Below are 19,559 nucleotides of genomic sequence, written 5' to 3' on the forward strand. Positions count from 1 at the left end.
CTCACGCCGGGCCGGGGCCCGCGCCGCGCTGTTTGTAGAGGCTGATGGACACGGTTTTGTCCTCGTCGACGGCGGACGAGACCTTGCCCGCGAGGGCCGAGAGCACCGTCCAGGCGAAGGTGTCCCGTGAGGGGGCGTGGCCGTCGGTGGTCGGCGCCGACACCGTGACCTCCAGCGAGTCGTCGACGAGCCGGAAGACGCAGCTGAGGACGGAGCCCTCCACGGCCTGCTGAAGCAGGATCGCGCAGGCCTCGTCCACGGCGATGCGCAAGTCCTCGATCTCGTCGAGGGTGAAGTCCAAGCGGGCCGCCAGACCGGCCGTGGCCGTCCGCAGCACCGACAGGTAGGCACCCGCAGCCGGCAGCCGGACTTCCACGAAGTCCTGGGTCGCGGGCTCGCCTGCGATCTGGGACACCCTCACCTCCATGGTGGTACAAGCTTTACGGGGCCGAGGGTCGCCCCCCGGGGTAACGCGTACGTGGTTCCGCGGTGACGCTATCGCGCTCCGAACGGTCCTGTCCCCGGGACCCCAACCCCCTGGCGTCACTCACAGTAAAGCTGTGGATACGCTCCGTGTCTAGAGGGTTTGTGAACCCAAATGGGAAGAGCGCGCGCCGGATTGACGTACCCCGATGTCAGACGCCCGAACCGTCGTCGACCACGGCCGTATACCGCGTCAGTGCAGTGTCACACGAGAACGTGGTCGACGAAGCACCACCGCCAGTCCTCGCCGGGCTCGAACGTCCGCATCACCGGGTGACCGGAGGTCTCATGGTGCTCCGTCGCGTGCCTTCCCGGTGAGGAGTCGCAGCAGCCGACGTGGCCGCAGGTCAGACAGATCCGCAGTTGCACCGGATGCGTTCCGGTGGCGAGACACTCCGGGCAGGTCTCGCTGCGCGGGCCCGGTTCCGGCTGCGGCAGCGCGTCGGCGTGCGTGCACTGTTTCATGATTGCCAGATTACGACGGGCGTGCGGATGACCGCGCGGAAAAAGAGGGCGGGCGAGAACCATGGATGTGATGCCGCTGCTGTTGCTGGTGGCGGGCAGTGCCGCGGTGGCGGGGGCCGCCCGGCGCGGCCCGGTGCCCGCACCGCTGCTACTGGTCGCGGTCGGCCTCGCGGTCTCGTACCTCCCGGGAGTCCCGCACTACACGCTCGACCCAGAGATCGTCCTGCCCCTGGTGCTGCCCCCTCTGCTGTACAAGGAGGGCACCGAGAGCTCGTACCTCGACCTGCGGGCCCAGATGCGGCCCGTGGGGCTGCTGTCGGTCGGGTACGTGCTCTTCGCGACCTTCGTCGTCGGCTGGGCCGCCTACCTGATCGTTCCGGGGCTGCCGCTGCCCGCGGCCCTGGTGCTGGGCGCCGTGGTGGCGCCGACGGACGCGGTCGCGGCCGCGGCGATCGCACGCCGGGTCGGACTACCGTCACGGATCACCACGATCCTCCAGGGCGAGTCCCTGCTGAACGACGCCACCGCGATCACCGCCTACAAGGTGGCCCTCGCCGCCGCGGTCGGCGAGGGCGCCACCTGGGCGGGCGGGATCGGTGAATTCCTGCGGGCGGCGGTCGGCGGCGTCGCCGTCGGACTGGTGCTCATGGTGCCGATCCACTGGCTGCGCACCCACCTCAAGGAGGCGCTGCTCCAGAACACCCTCTCGCTGCTGATCCCGTTCGTCGCCTACGGCGTCGCCGAGCAGCTGCACGGCTCCGGCGTCCTCGCGGTCGTGGTGGTCGCGGTCTACCTCGGACACCACGCGTGGGAGGTCGACTTCGCCACCCGCCTCCAGGAGGACGCGGTGTGGCGGATGGTCGCCTTCCTCCTGGAGTCGGCGGTGTTCGCGCTGATCGGCCTGCAGCTGCCCCGGGTCCTCAAGGGCCTCGGCGAGCACGAGGGCGCCACCGCCACCTGGTACGCGGTCGTCGTCTTCCTCGTGGTCGTCGCGGCCCGGTTCGTGTGGGTGTACCCGGCGACCTTCCTGCCGCGCCTGTTCTCCGAACGCATCCGGGAGCGCGAGGAGAACCCCACCTGGCGGGCGCCGGCCGTGACGTCCTGGGCCGCCATGCGCGGCGTGGTCTCCCTGGCCATCGCCTTCTCGATCCCCGCCACGGTGCACGGGGGCGGCGCGTTCCCGCAGCGCAACCTGATCCTCTTCCTGACCTTCACGACTGTCATCGGCACGCTGGTCGTGCAGGGCCTCTCGCTCCCGGCGGTGATCCGCCTGATGCGCTTCCCCGGCCGCGACCGGCAGGCCGAGACGCTCACCGAGGCCAACGCCCAGGCGCAGGCGTCCCGGGCGGCCGAGAGCTGCCTGGACGACCTCCTGGCCGACGAGCGCAACGCCCTTCCGCCCCCGCTCGCCGACCGCCTGCGCAACGTCCTGGAGCGCCGCCGCAACGCCGTCTGGGAACGGCTCGGCCAGGTCAACGCCGTCACCGGCGAGTCCGTGGACGACACCTACCGCCGTCTGTCGCGCGAGATGATCAGTGCCGAGCGCGAGGTCTTCGTCAAGCTCCGCGACCACCGCTACATCGACGACGAGATGCTCCGCGCGCTCCTGCGCAGGCTCGATCTGGAGGAGGCGGCCGCCTACCGGGAGGCCGATTAGGACTCGGGGAACGGCCGCCCCGTGACGACCGCCGCGACCGTCCTTCCGCGGGCGAAGGCGCCCTCCTCGGCCAGGGTGACAAGCCCGTAGAGCAACTTGGCGACATAGAGACGTTCCACGGGCAGTCCGTGCCGCTGCTCGAAGTCCTCGGCGAAGGTCTCGAGCGCGGGGGTCGTCCGGGCGTAGCCGCCGAAGTGGAAGCGGTCGTCGAGGGACCAGACGCCGGTGCGGGCGCCGAAGGCGCGCTCCTGGAGCGCCCGCACCTCGTCCGCCAGGAAGCCGCCCTTGAGCACCGGTATGCCGAGCGCGCACTGTCCCGCGTCCAGCCCGGCGGCGAGTCCGGCGAGCGTGCCGCCGGTGCCGCAGGCGACGGCGACGACATCGGCGCGGCCGCGCAGCTCCTCGCCGAGGGCCCGGCAGCCGCGCACGGCCTCGGCGTTGCTGCCGCCCTCCGGAACGACGTACGCGCCCTCGGCACCGGCCGCGCGCAGGATCGAGGCCAGGGTCTCCGGCTCGCTCTTGTGCCGGTACGTCGACCTGTCGACGAAGTGCAGCCGCATACCGTCGGCCGCGCACCGGGACAGGGACGCGTTGAGCGGGCGGCCGGCCAGCTCCTGGCCGCGGACCACGCCGGTGGTCGGCAGCCCGAGCAGCCGGCCCGCGGCCGCCGTGGCCCGCAGATGGTTGGAGTAGGCCCCGCCGAAGGTGACCAGTGCCCGGCCGCGTGCCGCCTCGATGTTCGGCACCAGCTTGCGCCACTTGTTGCCGACCAGCTCCGGGTGGATCAGATCGTCCCGCTTGAGCAGCAGCCGGACGCCGTGCCGGGAGAAACGGTCGTCCCGCACCTCCTCCAGGGGAGAGGGCAGGTGCGGGGCGAGCGGGTCGGTGCTGGTCACGCCCTCATTGTCGCCCGGCTCCGGGCCGCGGTTACGCCTCCTGCAGCCGCTTGCCGATCCGCTCCCGCAGCGACTCCATCGTGAACCCGCGCGGGTCCACCTTGCCCGGCTGCCACTCCAGATGGCCGATCACCGACCGCGCCGACCACGCGTGGCGCCGGCACAGGGCAGCGGCGGCGCGCACGATCGCCTCCAGCTGCGCCTCGGGCCAGGGGTCCTCGCCGTCGCCCATGTTCTCGCACTCGAAGCCGTAGAAATGCCGGTTGCCGTCGGTGTTCGCCTCGTTGTCCGGCGGCAGCGCCTGCTCGGCGATCACCGCCCGCAGGACGTCGTCGTCGCCGGCGCCCGCGTGGTTGGCGCGGCCGTAGCCGACCAGGTGGACCGTGCCGTCCTTGGTGATCACGCCGTGGCACAGCGGGCCCGGCAGATCCGTGCGGCCGTCCCGGCAGATCGCCACGGTCCGCGCGCCGCCGTTGGTCACCGTGTGGTGGATCATCACGCCGTGGACGGGCCCCCAGGGGCCGATGTGGTTGCGGTTGTGGTTCTGCCAGTCGCCGACCTCGACGACGGTGATGCCCTCCGCTCGAAGCGAGTTGAGGAACCCGCTCGCGGACATGGGTGGGGCCATGGCCGCCTCCTTCGCGCTCGTGTGCCCGGTGGCCGCCGGTCGCGGCCCCCTTGTACTGCCGCTTCTACCGAAAGCGGATGTCTCTGACTAAACCGTTCGCATACTGTGCGAGCCGATCCGGACAGGAGCGGACATCAGGGCGGAAGGTGGACAGGGTCCCTCTTTCTGCCCAGTAGTGAGATGATCCATTCCCGCTCTTTCGGGTAATGGTGCGGGTGCGCAGCGTGATGGAAGGCTCGCTCGTGAGACCGGTGTGCGATTCGGCGCCGGCATACATGAGAGGGCATTTTCTTATGTCGGTAGGCGATGAGGTCCGCACCGAACAGGGCAAGCCGCAGCAGTCTCTCGGCACCTCGGCGGCGCGGAACCTGGCCACCACGACCAAGTCCGTTCCGCAGATGCAGGAAATCAGTTCCCGCTGGCTGCTGCGGACGCTGCCCTGGGTGGACGTGCAGGGCGGAACATACCGGGTGAACCGGCGGCTGACGTTCGCTGTCGGCGACGGCCGTATCACCTTCGTGAAGACCGGCGACCAGGTCGAGGTCATCCCGGCCGAGCTCGGCGAGCTGCCGGCCCTGAGGTCCTACGAGGACGACGAGGTGCTGACGGAGCTGGCCCGCCGCTGCCGCCAGCGCGACTTCGCGCCGGGCGAGGTGATCGCCGACTTCGGCAACCAGACCGATGAGGTGTACCTGCTGGCCCACGGCAGGGTCGAGAAGATCGGCACGGGTCCGTACGGCGACGACGCGGTCCTCGGAGTCCTCGCCGACGGCGCCTACTTCGGTGAGCAGGCGCTGCTGGACCCGGACGCCATCTGGGAGTACACCGCCCGCGCGGACACGGCGTGCACGGTGCTGATCCTCAGCCGCCAGGACTTCGAGCAGGTCGCCGAGCGCGCCGACTCGCTGCGCGAACACCTCGCCCAACTGCGCTCGGCTCCCGAGCGGCAGACCAACAAGTACGGTGAGAAAGAGGTCGCGCTCGCGGCCGGCCACAGTGGTGAGCCGGACATCCCGCACACCTTCGTGGACTACGAGGCCCGGCCGCGCGAGTACGAACTGAGCATCGCCCAGACCGTGCTGCGCATCCACACGCGCGTGGCCGACCTGTACAACCAGCCGATGAACCAGACCGAGCAGCAGCTGCGGCTCACGGTCGAGGCGCTGAAGGAGCGCCAGGAGCACGAGCTGGTGAACAACCGGGAGTTCGGGCTGCTGCACAACTGCGAGTACGACCAGCGGATCCAGCCGCACGACGGCGTGCCCAGCCCCGACGACATGGACGAACTGCTCAGCCGCCGGCGCAGCACCAAGCTGTTCCTGGCCCACCCGCGCGCGATCGCCGCGTTCGGGCGCGAGCTGAACAAGCGCGGGCTGGTCCCGGAGAGCGTCGAGATCGGCGGCAACCGCATCCCCACCTGGCGCGGTGTGCCGATCTACCCGTGCAACAAGATCCCGGTCACCGAGGCCCGTACGACCTCGATCATCGCCCTGCGTACCGGCGAGGCCGACCAGGGCGTCATCGGGCTCAGGCAGTCCGGCGTCCCGGACGAGATCGAGCCGAGCCTGTCCGTGCGGTTCATGGGCATCAACGAACAGGCCATCATCAAGTACCTGGTGACGGCGTACTACTCGGCCGCCGTGCTGGTGCCCGACGCGCTCGGGGTGCTGGAAAACGTCGAGATCGGCCGGTGGAGGTGACGTTTCCGCACTTCGCGGCCGTGTCCCCGCCCTTCGGGGCGGGTACATCCTCGGGGTATGCGTCCAGCCGGAGCGGAAGCGCCACGGTCCGCGGACTGTGCGAGGGGGACTCATGGCCGAGTTCATGACGGAGACCAAGCAGCGCTCACCCGGGGAGACCGGGTCCGCCGGGGCGGGTGATGAGCCCGCGCCACCCGGGCCGGGCGGCCGGCGGGAGGCCGCCGGTGACGCCGGGGCCGGTCCGCTCGACGGGCAGGAGGCGGTGGCACTGCTGGAGCGGACCCGGGCCCTCGTCGACCCGGAGCTGCGGGCGGCCGTCGACTCCCTGCCCGGTTCGATGCGCCGCATCGCGCTCTACCACTTCGGATGGGAGCACGCGGACGGCACCCCGGCCGCGGGCAACGCGGGCAAGGCCATAAGGCCCGCCCTGGTGCTCGCCGCGGCCGCCGCACTGGGCGGGCCGGGGGCGAGGGCGGCGGCCGTCCGGGCCGCCGCCGCGGTCGAACTCGTCCACAACTTCACGCTGTTGCACGACGACGTGATGGACCGGGACACCGCCCGCCGGCACCGGCCCACCGCATGGACCGTGTTCGGCGTCCCCGACGCGATCCTCGCCGGTGACGCCCTGCAGGCGCTGGCCCTGCGGCTGCTCGCCGAGGACCCGCACCCGGCCTCCGCCGCGGCCGCGGCCCGGCTCGCCGACTGCGTCGTGGAGCTGTGCGCCGGACAGCACACCGACACGGCGATGGAGCGACGCGCTCCCGACGAGGTCACCCTGGACGAGGTGCTCGCCATGGCCGAGGCGAAGACCGGCGCACTGCTGGGCTGCGCCTGTGCCCTCGGCGCGCTCTACGCGGACGCCCACGACGAGGACGTGGCCGCGCTGGACGGCTTCGGGCGCCAGGCGGGGCTCGCCTTCCAGCTGATCGACGACGTGATCGGCATATGGGGCGATCCGCGGCGCACCGGCAAGCCGGCCGGTGCGGATCTCGTGGTCCGCAAGAAGTCCCTGCCGGTGGTGGCGGCCCTCGCCTCCGGCACCCCGGCGGCGGCCGAACTCGCCGCGCTGTACGGGAAGCCGTACGTCGAGGGGGAGGCCGGGGACGGCGGTGAGATCGCCCGCACGGCACTGGCCGTCGAGCGGGCCGGCGGCCGGGACTGGGCGCAGGCCGAGGCGGCCGACCGGATGGCGCTGGCGATGCAGGAGCTGGCCCGTGCCGTGCCCGTGCCGGAGGCGGCGGGCGGCCTGCTGGCCCTGGCCGAGTTCGTGACCCGACGCACCAGCTGAGACCGCCGCTCCGGGCGGTCGGCGGCGGCCGAGACCGCCTGCCCGGAGGGCGAGAAGGACCCCGGAGCCACCGGGGCCGTACGGCTCCTGACCCCGCACGGCCACAGGTGGCTCCGGCCCGGCGCGCCCCGCACATCCCCACGTGTGCGGGGCGCGCCGCATGTCCCGCCCGCCGCTCCGCTCGGCCCGCCATGCGGAATCCCTCCTCCCACTTCTCCCTGTCCGGGAAGTCGCCCCGGAAAGGACTTGCAACCACTACATTCGGAGTACTACAACTGCAGTACAAAATCCGAGGCGGTCGACCAGCCGCCCCGCAACCGACGAAAAGAGACCAGGCTTGCGCAAGCTCACGTACTTCATCGCCTGCTCGCTCGACGGCTTCATCGGTGACGAACACGGCGATGCCACCGCGATGCTCCGCTTCATGGACGAGGAGTACTTCGACTTCCTCAAGACGGAGTTCCCGGAGACCCTGCCCACCCACGGCCGCAGGCCGCTGGGCCTGGACCACCTGGAGAACCGGCGGTTCGACACCGTCGTCCAGGGCCGGGCCAGCTACGAGGTGGCCCTGAAGGAGGGCATCACCAGCCCCTACGCCCACCTGCGCGAGTACGTCGCCTCGCGCACCCCGGGCCCCTCGCCCGACCCGCACGTCGAGATCATCGACGGCGATCTGACCGGCCGGATCCGCGAACTCAAGGCGGAGGACGGCGGGTTGGGCATCTACCTGTGCGGAGGCTCGAAGATCGCGGGGGCCCTGCTCGACGAGATCGACGAACTCGTCATCAAGACCTACCCGATCGTCTACGGCACGGGCATGCCGATGTTCGGCACCGGCCTCGACATCAAGGAGTTCGCCCTGGACTCGGTGCGCACCTTCGGCAACGGCGTGCTCGTGCGGACGTACCACAGGAAGCGCTGACCCCCGGCCCGCCCTACCCTGAGGGCATGGACAGCGAGGAACACGTCTGTCCCGCCTGCGGACAGCCCGTCGAAACGGTCGTCGGACGGCGCAAGACACTGGGCGCCTGGGTGCCGGTGTGGGGCGCCGGCCCGTGCCGCAACCCCGGCTGCGCGGCCTACGGGGAGCAGGCCGACCCCGACGGCACGGCTTCCGGTCCCGCGAACCCGCACCCCGGGGAATCCGCCGCGGAAGAATCCTGAGCCCGTGTCGAGTATCCAGGCCCGGCTCCGACGTCCCCTGTGGGAGCCGCCCGGAAGGGCGGCCCCGAGCCGAAGGAGCGGACCATGAAGTACCTGGTGATGGTGCAGGGCACGCAGGCGGACTACGACGCGATGCGCGGCAAGCCCTCCGCGCGCTCCCCGGCCTGGACCGAGGCGCAGCTCAAGGCCATGTACCTGTACATGGGCGCGATCAGCGACGACCTCGCCGAGTCCGGCGAACTCGTCGACGCCCAGGGCCTGGCCGAGCCCGCCCGGACCCGGCTGGTCACCCGCGGCAAGGACGGTGAGACCGTGATCGCCGACGGGCCGTACGGCGAGACCGAGCAGCTGGTCGCCGGCTACTGGGTGGTGGACTGCGCGAGTCTGGAGCGGGTCACCGAGATCGCCGAGCGCGTCACCCGCTGCCCCGGCCCCGAGGGCCTGACCGAATACCCCGTGGTGATCCGGCCCATCATGGACGGCGCCGGGGACATCGGCGCCGAATGACCGCCACCACCGGCGCGTCCGGCACCGGGGACCTGCTGCGCCTCGTCTCCAGCTGGACGCACCGACGCCCCCCGCGCCGCGCGCGGCGATCGCCGCCGTGCACGACAGGAGCGCGGGGGCCTGCGACCCTGCCCGCGACGCCTGGGCGCCGGCCGTCGCCGGGACGCTCGGCCTGCCCGGACGGCGCTGTTCGCACGAGGCCGGAACGGCGCTGTTCGCACGAGCGCGCGGCCCCGCTGAGGCCGTAGCGTGACCGCATGCCGAAACTTCCGTACATCGTCCACATCACCGAACGCTCCCTGTGGGAGGCGGCCCGCGAGCGCGGCGCCTACGAGGTGTCCACCCGCGGCCGGACCCTCCAGGAGGAGGGGTTCGTCCACTTCTCCACCCGCGAGCAACTCCCGCGCATCGCGGCCTTCCTGTACGGCGACTACGAGGGCCCGGACGAACTGGTGGTGCTGGTCGTGGACCCGGTCAGGCTCGATGTCCCGCTGAAGTACGAGGCCATGCCGCCGAACGGCGAGGAGTTCCCGCACGTGTACGGGCCGGTGCCGGTGGACGCCGTGGTGGACGTGGAGCCCTGGGGGTGAGCCGGCACGGGGGCGGGCGGCGGCGCCGGTGGTGGCGCTGGACCGCCTGCTCCCGGGCCGTGGTGGCGGCCGCCGGGGCCGGGCTCACTCCGTGGCTCCAGGACTCGGCCCGGCCGCGGGAGCCGTACGTCCGGGAGAACGGGGACGGGGCGACACCGAGCGATCCGCGCGGCGGTACGCCCCGCCCGCTCCGCGCGTCGGACGCCGGCGGCCACGGGTGTCCGCCGAGCCCGGAGCCCGAGCCGGCGCCGCGGCCGACCCGGACGGCCGTCGTCTGCGACTACGCGCTCACGATTCCCTGACCGCCGCGGGCAGTGCGCCCGTCCCGGGGTCCCGGCCCGTCAGGCAGTACGTGCCGCCGGCCGGGTCGCGCATCACCGCCCAGTGCGGGCCCTGGTGGACGCGGACGGCGCCCAGACGCTCGTGCCGGGCCCGGGTCGCCGCGATGTCCGCGCAGGCCAGGTCCAGGTGGGCGGAGGCCGGGCGGTCGTCGCCGAGCCGCTGGAGCAGGATCCGCACGGGCAGGCCCGCGGGCGGCCGGAGCACCCGGAACTCCGGCAGGGAACCGTCCTGGAGGTCCCAGCCGGTCAGCGTGGCCCAGAAGGCGCTCTCGGTGTCGTACCGGGAGGGCGGGACGTCCAGGCACACCTGGTCCAGGCGGCCGCCCTCGACCACCGGCGGCCGTACCGTCTCGCCGTGCCACGGCACGGCGCAGAACAGCTGCCCGGCGGGCGAGCGCAGCACCGCCCAGTCGCCGTGGTCCGCGACCAGGCCCGCGCCGAGTTCCCGGGCCGCCCGGGCCAGGGCCGCCGGGTCGTCGACGCAGAGGTCGAGATGCGCCCCGCCCGCGCCCTCGGTGACTCCCTGGAGCTTCACGCAGGCGTCCGTCCCGTCGGACAGCAGCGTCATGAACTCGCCTTGTCCACCGCGCGGTTCGGAGGGCCGGGTGCCGGTGACGGCCGTCCAGAAGGCGCGGGCGTCGGCGAGGCGGGCGGCGGGGCGGTCGACGAAGGCGTAGGTCCAGCGGATGGTGTCCATGGCGGGGATCGTAGGCAGCCGTCCCCGCCGCACCGGCGGAATTTCAGTCCGCGGGCCGCTGAAGGAACCGCAGCATGTTCCCGGCCGGGTCCCGGAAGGCGCAGTCGCGCACCCCGTAGGGCTGGTCCGTGGGCTCCTGGAGCACATCGCCGCCGGCCTCCCGGACCCGCTCGTACAGCGCGTCGCAGTCGGCGGTGGTGAAGATGACACCGCGCAGCAGGCCCTTGGCGAGCAACTCGGCGATCGCCTGCTTGTCGGCTGGGGAGATGTCCGGGCTCGCGCCCGGCGGCTCCAGCACGATCTCCACGTCCGGCTGGAGCGGCGAGCCCACGGTGACCCAGCGCATCCCCTCGAAGCCCACGTCGTTGCGGATCTCCATGCCGAGCACGTCACAGTAGAAGTGGAGCGCCTTGTCGTGGTCGTCCACGGCGATGAAGCACTGCTTGAGTTTCAGATCCATGGCTTCACGCTAGGCCCAGCCCGGCCGCCCTGCGCGGGAGCCGGTGCTTCAGTACGGCCTGCGGCGCGGGCGGGTGAACGAACGGGCCACACAGGAGGGGATCACCGCGCTCTCCTCGTGGGAGGCGGCCCGATAGGCGCTCGGGGTCTGGCCGACCAACTCGGTGAACCGGGAGCTGAAGGAGCCGAGGGAGGTGCAGCCGACGGCGAAGCACACCTCGGTCACGGTGAGGTCGCCGCGACGCAGCAGCGCCTTGGCCCGCTCGACCCGGCGCGTCATCAGATAGCTGTACGGCGTCTCCCCGTACGCCTTGCGGAAGCTGCGCTGGAAGTGACCCGGCGACATGTGGGCGCCCCGCGCCAGCTCGGTCATGTCGAGCGGCTCGGCGTACTCGCGGTCCATGCGGTCACGCACCCGCCGCAGCCGTACCAGGTCCTCCAGGGTCATTCCCCCAGCCTGGCACAGGGACTTTCACCCGGGCAGCGGACCGATCGCTTCCGCACGGACCGGGTATTGAACGCTTTCGCACAGGACCACACAACAGAGTCCGCCGAATTCGACACGCCGTTCGCCTTCGGTTAGCCCGGCATTGGCCCGTGCTTGCTTTCCTCGGGGGATGGACCACATCACGTTCCTCGTGGCGGTCGTCATCGTCACGGCGCTGGCCTTCGACTTCACCAATGGGTTCCACGACACGGCGAACGCGATGGCGACATCCATCGCGACGGGGGCGCTGAAACCACGGACGGCCGTTCTGGTGAGCGGCGTGCTGAACATCGTGGGTGCCTTCCTGTCCACCGAGGTCGCCAAGACGATCTCCGGCGGGATAGTGGACGACACACTGGTCACCCCAGCGATGATCTTCGCCGGACTGGTCGGGGCGATCCTGTGGAACCTCGTGACCTGGCTCGCCGGGCTGCCCTCCAGCTCGTCGCACGCCCTGTTCGGCGGGCTCATCGGGGCCGTCTGGGTCGGTGCGGGGTCCGACGGTGTGCACTTCGACAAGGTTGTCGAGAAGGTGCTCATCCCCGCCGTGGCCTCGCCGATGGTGGCGGGCGTCGCGGCGCTGATCGCCACCTACCTCACCTACAAGCTCACCGAGCGGGCCCGCAAGGAGTCGGTCACCAAGGGCTTCCGGATCGGCCAGATCGCCTCGGCCTCGCTGGTCTCGCTGGCGCACGGCACCAACGACGCGCAGAAGACGATGGGCGTCATCACCCTCACCCTCATCTCGGCGGGCGCCCTCGGGCACGAGGCGGGGCCGCCGGTCTGGGTGATCGGTGCGGCGGGCGTCGCCATCGGCCTCGGCACTTACCTGGGCGGCTGGCGGATCATCCGCACCATGGGCAAGGGCCTCACCGAGATCCAGTCCCCGCAGGGCTTCGCCGCCGAGACGGCCTCCACGACGGTGATCCTCACCTCCGCCCACCTGGGCTTCGCCCTGTCCACCACCCAGGTTGCCTCAGGCTCCATCCTCGGCGCCGGTCTGGGCCGGCGCCTGGCGGAGGTCCGCTGGGGCGTCGCCGGCCGCATGGTGGCCGCCTGGCTGATCACCCTGCCCGCCGCCGCGCTGGTCGGCGGGCTCGCCGCGAGCGTGGTCAAGCACGGCGGCAACGTCGGTACGGCGGTGATCGCCCTGGTCGCGGTCGCCCTCGCGACGGTCATCGTCCTCGCCTCGCGCCGCAACCCGGTGCACGCGAACAACGTCAACGACGACCACGAGGTCACCCTCACCACCGCCCCGGCCCACGTCGACACGGCCGCCTGAGCCAAGGAGAGCCCCCATGCATCTCGACTGGACCGCACTCGGCCAGGTCACCGCGGTGAGCATCGGCGTCACCGTCGCCGTGGTCGCCGTCTTCGCCCTCGGCGTCCTCGGCCTCGCCCGGATCGACGACCCCCGCGAACACGCCGACGGCGCCCGCGCCTTGGGCCTCACCCAGGCGGCGCTGTGCTTCCTGGCGTGCGCGGCGGTGGTGGCGTACGGGATCTATCTGATCGTTCCGCAGTTCCATTGAGGCAGCCGAAGGCGGACGCGATGACCCCTCTGATGACGGAGGGCCTGCGGGTCGACTACACCGACCACGACGACCCCGTACTGATCAGGCCCGACGGCACTCCGGTGGACACCTGGCGGGAGAACTACCCGTACGGGCAGCGGATGGAGCGCAAGGAGTACGAGTGGCACAAGCGGCTCCAGCAGATCGAACTGCTGAAGCTGCAGGGCTGGATCAAGGAGACCGGCCGCCGGCTCGTCATCGTCTTCGAGGGACGGGACGCGGCGGGCAAGGGCGGCACCATCAAGCGGTTCACCGAGCATCTGAACCCGCGCGGCGCGCGCGTGGTGGCGCTGGAGAAGCCGACCGAACGCGAGCGCGGGCAGTGGTACTTCCAGCGGTACGTCGAACACCTGCCGACCGCCGGCGAGATCGTGCTCTTCGACCGCTCCTGGTACAACCGGGCCGGTGTGGAGCGGGTGATGGGTTTCTGCACGGACGACGAGTACCGCCGGTTCACCCGCCAGGCTCCGCTCTTCGAACGAATGCTGGTCGACGACGGAGTGGACCTGGTCAAGTTCTGGTTCTCGGTGTCCCAGGGCGAGCAGCGCACCCGCTTCACGATCCGTCAGGTCGACCCGGTACGGCAGTGGAAGCTCAGCCCGATGGACCTGGCCTCGCTGGACCGCTGGGACGACTACACCGCGGCGAAGGTCGCCATGTTCCGTGAGACGGACACCGACCACGCCCCCTGGACGGTGGTCAAGAGCAACGACAAGAAGCGGGCCCGGGTCGAGGCGATGCGCAGTGTGCTGGCGCGCTTCGCGTACGCCGACAAGGACGACGAGGTGGTCGGCACGCCCGACCCCCGCATCGTCGGCGCGGCGGCGGGCCTGCTGGAGGCCGGCGAGGACGACCGGGACGGGACGTAGCGGCGGGCACCCTCGGGATGAGCCGGCGCCCCGCGGTGACGGCTGCCGCGGGTCGCCGGCGCTTCCGCGTCGAAGTGCGCGGCCACTCCACGTGCGGTGAGTGAGCAGGCCGTTCCAGAGGCACTGAGCTCGGTGTTGTGCACCATGCCCGCGACCTTGAGGCAGTCGATGAGGGTGACCAGGCCATCACCGCCGGGGGGGATGCCAGAAAGGCTTGCGTGTCGCCGTTGGACTCCCCTGGAATGCTTGGTCGTGTCTCTCAACTCCGGTGGGGCATGAGGGGCTTCGCCGATGCTCGTAGACTCATGACGTGGCATTCATGAGCACCCCGCACTGCTGCTTCCTGTGATCGGAAGGCGTTGAGGGCGATGCCAGACGGCATCGCCCTCCTTGGCGTGCCTGCTGCGTGAACGCTCTGAGCGCGCGTGCAGGCACGGTCTCTTCCCTTCATCCTTGCCAGGAGTGCCTCGTGCCCGTGTCGCTTCCCCCTGCCCTCGAACTGTCCCTCGACCTGCTGCGCTGCCCAACGTGCCGCACGCGTCACCTGCACCCCGACCACGGCGCACTGCGCTGCCCGGTGGGCCACACCTTCGACATCGCCCGCCACGGCTACGCCGGCCTGCTGACAGGCACCCGCGCCACCAGCGGTGACGATGCGGCCATGGTCCAGGCCCGGGACCGATTCCTGTCCACCGGCACTTACGCGCCCATCCGCCAAGTCGGGGCCGGCCTGGCGGCCGGCGCCGTGTCTGAGCAGGCCACGGTCGTGGACGTGGGGTGCGGCACCGGCTACTACCTGGCCGGCGTACTCGACCAGCTGCTCGGCGGCCGTGGTCTGGGTCTGGACACATCGGTGCGCGCGCTACGCTCGGCAGCCCGTGCGCACGACCGAGCCGCCGCGGTGGCCTGGGACGTCTTCCGTTCCTTCCCGCTGGCCGACGGGGTGGCCGATGTCGTGCTGAACGTGTTCGCCCCGCGCAACCCGGCCGAGTTCCACCGGGTGCTGCGCCCGACCGGCCGGTTGATCGTGATCCGTCCCACCGGGCGGCACCTGGCCGAGCTGCGCGGCCGGTTGCCTGCGACGGTCACGATCGACCCGGCCAAGGAACAGCGCCTGCACCGGACGCTGGGCCCCTTCTTCGAGGCCGCCGTCACCGAACAGGTGGAGTACCCCGCGACCCTGACCAGGCTGGATGCCCTGGACCTGGTGGCGATGACGCCGAGCGCACGCCACGTGAGCCGTGCAGACCTGAACGATGACGGCCTCCTGCCCGATCAGGTCACCGTCTCCGTGCTGGCCACCGCCTACCAGCCTCGGTGACCACGAGCGGGCGCATGCGCCTGCTGAGCGACGAGCAGTGGCCTTCTGGTCCCGAGGCAGTCCCCAGCGGGAGATCTTGATGGCCAGGGCACCGAGGGCCTCCTTCTCGGGGCCGTGGATCGTGCGGATGCCGGCGAGCTGCTCGTCACGGGCGGCGGTGGGGTTGACGTTTGCCGGGCCTTCGCCGTCGAGCGTTCCCGCCCCGCGTACCCCAACTTCGAGGCCCAGTTGCGAGGTAGGGGCCGTGGTGGAGGCAGACGGCGGTCACCTGCGCGGCCTCTCGGTTGAGCGGGCCGTCCGCACCGCCCGGACTCGGCCACGCGTCCGCCGTCATCACGCCGCGGATCTACGCCCATCTGTGGCCGGGGGAAGAAGACCGCACCCGGACCGTCATGGACGCCGTGCTCGGCGGCCTGCGGACCGGGTGCGGACAGGTAGACACTGCAACGAAAGAAATCGCAGGTCAGAGGGCGTAAAAGGAGATCACGCCTTCTTGGTCTCCCAGAAGATGCGGTCGATCTCGGCGATGAGCTCCAGCGCCGCCTCGCCCGTCTTCGGGTCGGTCGACGCCTTGGCGGCCGACAGGGCCTTCAGGGTGTCGTTGACCAGCTGGTGCAGCTGCGGGTACTTCTCGAAGTGCGGGGGCTTGAAGTAGTCGCTCCAGAGCACGGAGACGTGGTGCTTGGCCAGCTCCGCGCGCTGCTCCTTGATGACGGTGGCACGCGCCTGGAAGTGCGGGTCGTCGTTGGCGGCCATCTTTTCCTGAACGGCCTTCACCGACTCCGCCTCGATGCGGGCCTGGGCCGGGTCGTACACGCCACAGGGCAGGTCGCAGTGGGCGCTGACCTTGACCTTGGGGGCAAACAGGCGGGAAAGCATGGAGCATTCCTTCCTCGTGATCGTCTTCTCAGGTGGGACATTACTCCCTGAGGGACGGGTTTTCGCGAGTGCCCCCTAGGGCTTAGGACAAAAGTCCAGGGTCAGACTGAGACTGGTGGAGGAACGGACCGGGGAGGTGCCGGGGATGCCGGAGCTGTCGCAGGAGACCGAGCGGGGGAGGGCGGGGGCGCTCTTCGGACTGGCCGAGGTGACCGGCCCGTCCATGGTGCCCACGCTGCGTCACGGGGACCGGCTGCTGGTGCAGTACGGGGCCGCGGCCAGGCCGGGGGGCATCGTCGTCCTGCGTCACCCCTTCCAGCAGGACCTGCTGGTCGTCAAGCGCGCCGTGGAGCGGCGCGAGGGCGGCTGGTGGGTGCTCGGGGACAACCCGTACGCGGGTGGGGACAGTACGGATTACGGAGTCGTGCCCGACGAGCTGATCCTCGGCAGGGCGCTGCTGAGGTACCGGCCGCTCGCCGGCGGTCAGCGCTCGCCGGCGGCGCTGGCGCGCTGGATCTTCTCGGCCGCGAGGCCGCTGCTGCCCGTCCGGTCGGCCTCCAGGCGCTTGCGGGCCCGGTAGGCGGCCACGTTGGCGCGGGTCGCACAGCGGTCCGAGCAGTAGCGCCGGGAGCGGTTCGTGGACGTGTCGAGATAGGCGTTGCGGCAGGGCGCCGCCTGGCACAGGCCCAGGCGGTCGACGCCGTATTCGGTCAGGTGGAACGCCAGGCCCATCGCCGCGATCGCCGCGTAGCCGGCGGTGGCGTTGGACGGGTGGTCGGCCAGGTGCATGTGCCACAGGGGGCGGCCGTCGTCGTCCCGGTAGTCGTGCCCGGAGATCTGGGGGCTGACCGGGAACTCCAGGAGCAGTGAGTTGAGGAGGTCCACGGCGAGCGTCTCGTCACCCGTGTCCGCCGCCTCGAAGACCGCGCGCAGCCTGCCCCGTACCGAGCGGAAGCGCGTGACGTCGGCGTCGGTGGCGCGGCGGGCCGCCGACGCGTTGATGCCGAAGAGGTCGCGGACGGCCTCGACCGAGGTCAGCGAGTCCTTGCCCCGGGCCGGTTCCTCGCTGTTCACGAGACGTACGGCGTAATCCGAGTAATAGGCCAGTTCCACTATTAGTCCTTACGGAGGCGCTCTATGGTCATGTCTGCGGTCGGGTAATAGCCGGTTGTGCTTCCAGGGTATTACGTGCCGGTGAGGAGGCGGGGATTCCATGGCCACCACGGCCGGAACCGACTGGGCCGCCTGGCCGGAGAGCTGGGACCGGCAGCAGGAGTGGTACATGCCGGACAGTGAGGAGCGGTTCACGATCATGCTCGACATGGTCGAGGCGCTCGCCGGCACGGACCCGCGCGTGCTCGACCTCGCGTGCGGGACCTTCGAGGGCGACGAGCGCGTCTCCTTCGTCACCGCCGACCTCAAGGACCCGCGGTGGACGGCGGAACTGTTCAGCAACGGGTCTCAGCTTGCCATCGCCGGCCGCCTCGCCGGTTAGCCGTCATGTTGTCGGCTCGGCTTCGTCAGATACCGCTGCTCCCTCCCCTGGCGGAAGACTTTCACGGGCGCGCACCATGTCGGCACGCGCATGAACAAGGAGAGCAAGTGCCTTCAGAACAGCTGCGATGCTGAGGCCAACGGCTGTCGTCAGCCCGCCGATCGCAGTAATGATCTGCGCGGTGTCCGACGGGCTGAACTGCCCGTGCTGGATGCTTTCCAGCACGCTGCGTGTGGCAAAGGCCGAGATGACGTACCCGACCACCGCCAGGGCAAAGAGCCCAGCCACAGCGCAGGCTTCCGCCCTCCCGACGGCTTTGCGTACTCGTCGGAGGCGCCGCACCCGCTCACGCTGCCTGGTCTGCTCCTCCTCCCGCTGTGCTTCACGATATTGGCGGGCTACAACGGCAGACCACACGAGATCGCCTGATCCTGACGGAAGGCTGAGCCATGTCATGCCGTTTGACGACGCATCACCTTGGACGCGGTCCATCTCCAGCTCGACCTCCGTGCCGCCCTCCGGCACCGCGCGCAGCCGCGCCGTGCCGCCGTTGCGCTGCATCCGGCCGATGATCGATTCTCTGACGCCCATGCGGTCGGCGGGTATCGAGTCGAGGTCGAAGCCCGGGCCGCGGTCACGGACGGACACGAAGACGGTCCTGCCCTCGACTTCCGCGTAGACCTGCACGGCGCCGCCCTTGCCACCGTGCTTGGCGGCGTTGGTCATCGCCTCACACATGGCCTGCATCTGCGCATTGAGCTTCTCGTCCAGGACACAGTCACCGACGACCACGACCTCGATGGGGACGCCGTAGTGGCCCTCGACCTCGGCGGCGAGCAGCCGCACCGCTTCGCCCAGCGTCTCCGGCCCCTCGCCCCGGCTTCCCATGCCGCCCATCATGCCGCTTGACCGTGACTGGTGGCAGCGGCCTTGAGCACCGTGACGAAAGGGCTCTTCCGCCCGGGTGTTCAGCGGAATTGGGCGATCTGACGCCCAGACAGCTGCAAGGTGACGTTGACCTGCAAGGACGCGAGTGGCCAGAGCGAATGCGCTGCAGTGGCTCTGTTCGCGAGATCGGGCAGGGAGGCGATGGCACGGAGCAACGCGATGTCCGATCTGCAACAGGGGTGCCGTGCAGGCCATGGCGGGCCTTGGTGACAGCACGGTCAGAAGCCGGGGGCGGAGCCGACGAAGAACCACAAGGCGGCTGTGTACCACAGCAGTGCGATGGCGGTGACCAAGGCGCCGCCGACGGCCGGAAGCGCCCAGCCGGGCAGTCGGCGGCTGCGTACCACCAGCACCTTGGCGACGAACACGCCGTACAGGACGCAGCCCGCGATGGAGTGCACCGCCACTCGGCTGTTCGTGAAGTCGACTCCGTAGGCGGTGATGCATTGGTAGGCGATGGGCAGCGACAGCAGAAAGGCAATAAGGCCGATGAGCCGGTGTGTGGGCGGCACCCGGTGCGGCGCGGCCCCCGCTCCCGGTAGGCGCCGGTACATCCACAGCCCGAGCAGCAGTTGGACGACCGCGAGTGCCATCAGAGCGCTGCCCAGGCGCGCCTTGAGATCGACGACGGCGACGCCGTGCTCCCCGAACAGGCCCTTGGTGTAGTCGGGTGTGTGCGTGCGGCCGAACACATATACCCCCACCGTGACCGCGACCGGCAGCAAAGCAGCCAAAAGGACCGCCACCGTTCGTGTGGGGCGCCGCTTCTGCGCGCCCGTGTGCCCGGTCATCAGTCCCCGATCGATCGGGTTCGACCTTGCTGCCGGATGCCTTTACGACGTACCACCGTGGCGCCGCACGTGATGCCGTTGGAGCGCTTCGAGGTGCTGAGTTGGCTGCTCCTGGCGAACGGGGCCGCCTTGGGGGTGCCGGAGGTGAGCGGCGGCGGCCAGCCACACGCGCATGCTCCGCCGCCGGCCGGTGCAGTCGACTCGATGCATACGGGAATGCCCGCTGACATCGCTCCGGACGTGGGCGTGGCGCAAGCGGACGAGGCCGTCCGGCTGGGACGGCCGCGTGCGGCAGCAAGCGGCACGGCGGAAACCGCCGG

23 protein-coding genes and 4 pseudogenes are annotated in these 19,559 nt (G+C 70.9%); 15 read left to right on the plus strand and 12 right to left on the minus strand.

Annotated elements, in window-relative coordinates:
• Nucleotide 1: 1 nt before the first annotated feature.
• Both AVL59_RS06935 and AVL59_RS06940 read right to left on the minus strand, forming a co-directional pair.
• On the minus strand, nucleotides 2-415 hold the full coding sequence (locus tag AVL59_RS06935; RefSeq protein ID WP_067300380.1) for an ATP-binding protein: 414 nt from the start codon (nucleotides 413-415) through the stop codon (nucleotides 2-4).
• Between the two features lie 272 nt (nucleotides 416-687).
• Nucleotides 688-948, minus strand: a complete 261-nt coding sequence (locus tag AVL59_RS06940) for a UBP-type zinc finger domain-containing protein (protein ID WP_067300381.1) — start codon at nucleotides 946-948, stop codon at nucleotides 688-690.
• 61 nt (nucleotides 949-1,009) lie between these two features.
• Between AVL59_RS06940 and AVL59_RS06945 the strand changes: the two genes are divergently transcribed.
• On the plus strand, nucleotides 1,010-2,605 hold the full coding sequence (locus AVL59_RS06945; RefSeq protein ID WP_067300382.1) for a Na+/H+ antiporter: 1,596 nt from the start codon (nucleotides 1,010-1,012) through the stop codon (nucleotides 2,603-2,605).
• Here AVL59_RS06945 and AVL59_RS06950 read toward each other — a convergent pair.
• Nucleotides 2,602-3,501 carry a 1-aminocyclopropane-1-carboxylate deaminase/D-cysteine desulfhydrase gene (locus tag AVL59_RS06950; RefSeq protein ID WP_067300384.1) on the minus strand — a complete coding sequence of 300 codons (900 nt, stop codon included), beginning with the start codon at nucleotides 3,499-3,501 and terminating at the stop codon, nucleotides 2,602-2,604. The genes AVL59_RS06945 and AVL59_RS06950 overlap by 4 nt on opposite strands.
• A gap of 31 nt (nucleotides 3,502-3,532) precedes the next feature.
• A complete protein-coding gene (locus AVL59_RS06955) occupies nucleotides 3,533-4,129 on the minus strand; it encodes an N-acetylmuramoyl-L-alanine amidase (RefSeq protein ID WP_079146560.1) in 597 nt (198 codons plus the stop codon).
• 293 nt (nucleotides 4,130-4,422) lie between these two features.
• On the opposite strand from AVL59_RS06955, the gene AVL59_RS06960 reads away from it, so the two are divergent.
• The 7 genes from AVL59_RS06960 (at nucleotide 4,423) to AVL59_RS06990 (ending at nucleotide 9,680) form a co-directional block, all read left to right on the plus strand.
• Entirely contained in the window at nucleotides 4,423-5,829 is a 1,407-nt protein-coding gene (locus AVL59_RS06960) for a family 2B encapsulin nanocompartment shell protein (RefSeq protein WP_067300389.1), read from the plus strand.
• A 112-nt stretch (nucleotides 5,830-5,941) separates the two neighbouring features.
• Nucleotides 5,942-7,117, plus strand: coding sequence for a family 2 encapsulin nanocompartment cargo protein polyprenyl transferase (locus tag AVL59_RS06965; protein ID WP_067300391.1), 1,176 nt, complete (start codon nucleotides 5,942-5,944; stop codon nucleotides 7,115-7,117).
• Between the two features lie 337 nt (nucleotides 7,118-7,454).
• Nucleotides 7,455-8,039 (plus strand): dihydrofolate reductase family protein, encoded by a 585-nt coding sequence (locus AVL59_RS06970; RefSeq protein WP_067300394.1) that lies wholly within the window; start codon nucleotides 7,455-7,457, stop codon nucleotides 8,037-8,039.
• 26 nt (nucleotides 8,040-8,065) lie between these two features.
• The gene (locus AVL59_RS06975; RefSeq protein ID WP_067300397.1) at nucleotides 8,066-8,281 is read left to right on the plus strand and encodes a hypothetical protein; all 216 of its coding nucleotides are present in this window, start codon (nucleotides 8,066-8,068) and stop codon (nucleotides 8,279-8,281) included.
• Between the two features lie 84 nt (nucleotides 8,282-8,365).
• Complete coding sequence (locus AVL59_RS06980) at nucleotides 8,366-8,788, plus strand: YciI family protein (protein WP_067300400.1); 423 nt, start codon at nucleotides 8,366-8,368, stop codon at nucleotides 8,786-8,788.
• A gap of 257 nt (nucleotides 8,789-9,045) precedes the next feature.
• A complete protein-coding gene (locus AVL59_RS06985) occupies nucleotides 9,046-9,378 on the plus strand; it encodes a DUF952 domain-containing protein (protein ID WP_067300402.1) in 333 nt (110 codons plus the stop codon).
• On the plus strand, nucleotides 9,375-9,680 hold the full coding sequence (locus AVL59_RS06990) for a hypothetical protein (protein ID WP_067300404.1): 306 nt from the start codon (nucleotides 9,375-9,377) through the stop codon (nucleotides 9,678-9,680). Before AVL59_RS06985 ends, AVL59_RS06990 begins: the two co-directional genes overlap by 4 nt.
• Here AVL59_RS06990 and AVL59_RS06995 read toward each other — a convergent pair.
• Genes AVL59_RS06995 through AVL59_RS07005 form a run of 3 tightly spaced genes read right to left on the minus strand, consistent with a single transcriptional unit; the run spans nucleotide 9,667 to nucleotide 11,323 of the window.
• Nucleotides 9,667-10,416: a VOC family protein gene (locus AVL59_RS06995; protein ID WP_067300406.1), complete on the minus strand. Its 750-nt coding sequence runs from the start codon at nucleotides 10,414-10,416 to the stop codon at nucleotides 9,667-9,669. The genes AVL59_RS06990 and AVL59_RS06995 overlap by 14 nt on opposite strands.
• Nucleotides 10,417-10,459: 43 nt before the next feature.
• Nucleotides 10,460-10,876: a VOC family protein gene (locus AVL59_RS07000; protein WP_067300408.1), complete on the minus strand. Its 417-nt coding sequence runs from the start codon at nucleotides 10,874-10,876 to the stop codon at nucleotides 10,460-10,462.
• A gap of 48 nt (nucleotides 10,877-10,924) precedes the next feature.
• On the minus strand, nucleotides 10,925-11,323 hold the full coding sequence (locus AVL59_RS07005) for a helix-turn-helix transcriptional regulator (RefSeq protein WP_067300409.1): 399 nt from the start codon (nucleotides 11,321-11,323) through the stop codon (nucleotides 10,925-10,927).
• 169 nt (nucleotides 11,324-11,492) lie between these two features.
• Between AVL59_RS07005 and AVL59_RS07010 the strand changes: the two genes are divergently transcribed.
• The 4 genes from AVL59_RS07010 (at nucleotide 11,493) to AVL59_RS07025 (ending at nucleotide 15,126) form a co-directional block, all read left to right on the plus strand.
• Complete coding sequence (locus AVL59_RS07010; RefSeq protein WP_067300411.1) at nucleotides 11,493-12,644, plus strand: inorganic phosphate transporter; 1,152 nt, start codon at nucleotides 11,493-11,495, stop codon at nucleotides 12,642-12,644.
• A 16-nt stretch (nucleotides 12,645-12,660) separates the two neighbouring features.
• Nucleotides 12,661-12,894: a hypothetical protein gene (locus AVL59_RS07015; protein ID WP_067300412.1), complete on the plus strand. Its 234-nt coding sequence runs from the start codon at nucleotides 12,661-12,663 to the stop codon at nucleotides 12,892-12,894.
• Nucleotides 12,895-12,914: 20 nt separating this feature from the next.
• On the plus strand, nucleotides 12,915-13,805 hold the full coding sequence (gene ppk2, locus AVL59_RS07020; protein ID WP_067300416.1) for a polyphosphate kinase 2: 891 nt from the start codon (nucleotides 12,915-12,917) through the stop codon (nucleotides 13,803-13,805).
• A 469-nt stretch (nucleotides 13,806-14,274) separates the two neighbouring features.
• Nucleotides 14,275-15,126 (plus strand): methyltransferase domain-containing protein, encoded by an 852-nt coding sequence (locus tag AVL59_RS07025; RefSeq protein WP_067300419.1) that lies wholly within the window; start codon nucleotides 14,275-14,277, stop codon nucleotides 15,124-15,126.
• A 72-nt stretch (nucleotides 15,127-15,198) separates the two neighbouring features.
• Here the strand turns inward: AVL59_RS07025 and AVL59_RS53955 are convergent.
• A pseudogene (locus tag AVL59_RS53955) lies at nucleotides 15,199-15,318 on the minus strand (ASCH domain-containing protein); the annotation flags it as partial.
• A 119-nt stretch (nucleotides 15,319-15,437) separates the two neighbouring features.
• Here AVL59_RS53955 and AVL59_RS55965 point away from each other — a divergent pair.
• Nucleotides 15,438-15,602: pseudogene (locus tag AVL59_RS55965) on the plus strand (tyrosine-type recombinase/integrase); the annotation flags it as partial.
• A gap of 7 nt (nucleotides 15,603-15,609) precedes the next feature.
• Here the strand turns inward: AVL59_RS55965 and sodN are convergent.
• Nucleotides 15,610-16,005: a superoxide dismutase, Ni gene (sodN, locus tag AVL59_RS07030; protein ID WP_067300422.1), complete on the minus strand. Its 396-nt coding sequence runs from the start codon at nucleotides 16,003-16,005 to the stop codon at nucleotides 15,610-15,612.
• Between the two features lie 145 nt (nucleotides 16,006-16,150).
• Between sodN and sodX the strand changes: the two genes are divergently transcribed.
• Complete coding sequence (gene sodX, locus AVL59_RS07035) at nucleotides 16,151-16,585, plus strand: nickel-type superoxide dismutase maturation protease (RefSeq protein ID WP_079147364.1); 435 nt, start codon at nucleotides 16,151-16,153, stop codon at nucleotides 16,583-16,585.
• Here sodX and AVL59_RS07040 read toward each other — a convergent pair.
• A complete protein-coding gene (locus tag AVL59_RS07040) occupies nucleotides 16,489-17,118 on the minus strand; it encodes a CGNR zinc finger domain-containing protein (RefSeq protein WP_067300427.1) in 630 nt (209 codons plus the stop codon). The two genes, sodX and AVL59_RS07040, sit on opposite strands and share 97 nt — an antisense overlap.
• 100 nt (nucleotides 17,119-17,218) lie before the next feature.
• Between AVL59_RS07040 and AVL59_RS07045 the strand changes: the two are divergent.
• A pseudogene (locus AVL59_RS07045) lies at nucleotides 17,219-17,452 on the plus strand (SAM-dependent methyltransferase); the annotation flags it as partial.
• Between the two features lie 525 nt (nucleotides 17,453-17,977).
• Here the strand turns inward: AVL59_RS07045 and AVL59_RS47560 are convergent.
• A pseudogene (locus AVL59_RS47560) lies at nucleotides 17,978-18,367 on the minus strand (sensor histidine kinase); the annotation flags it as partial.
• A 299-nt stretch (nucleotides 18,368-18,666) separates the two neighbouring features.
• Complete coding sequence (locus AVL59_RS07055) at nucleotides 18,667-19,239, minus strand: DUF6529 family protein (RefSeq protein WP_067300434.1); 573 nt, start codon at nucleotides 19,237-19,239, stop codon at nucleotides 18,667-18,669.
• Between the last annotated feature and the right edge of the window lie 320 nt (nucleotides 19,240-19,559).

Source organism: Streptomyces griseochromogenes (assembly GCF_001542625.1).
Taxonomy (GTDB): Bacteria; Actinomycetota; Actinomycetes; order Streptomycetales; family Streptomycetaceae; genus Streptomyces; species Streptomyces griseochromogenes.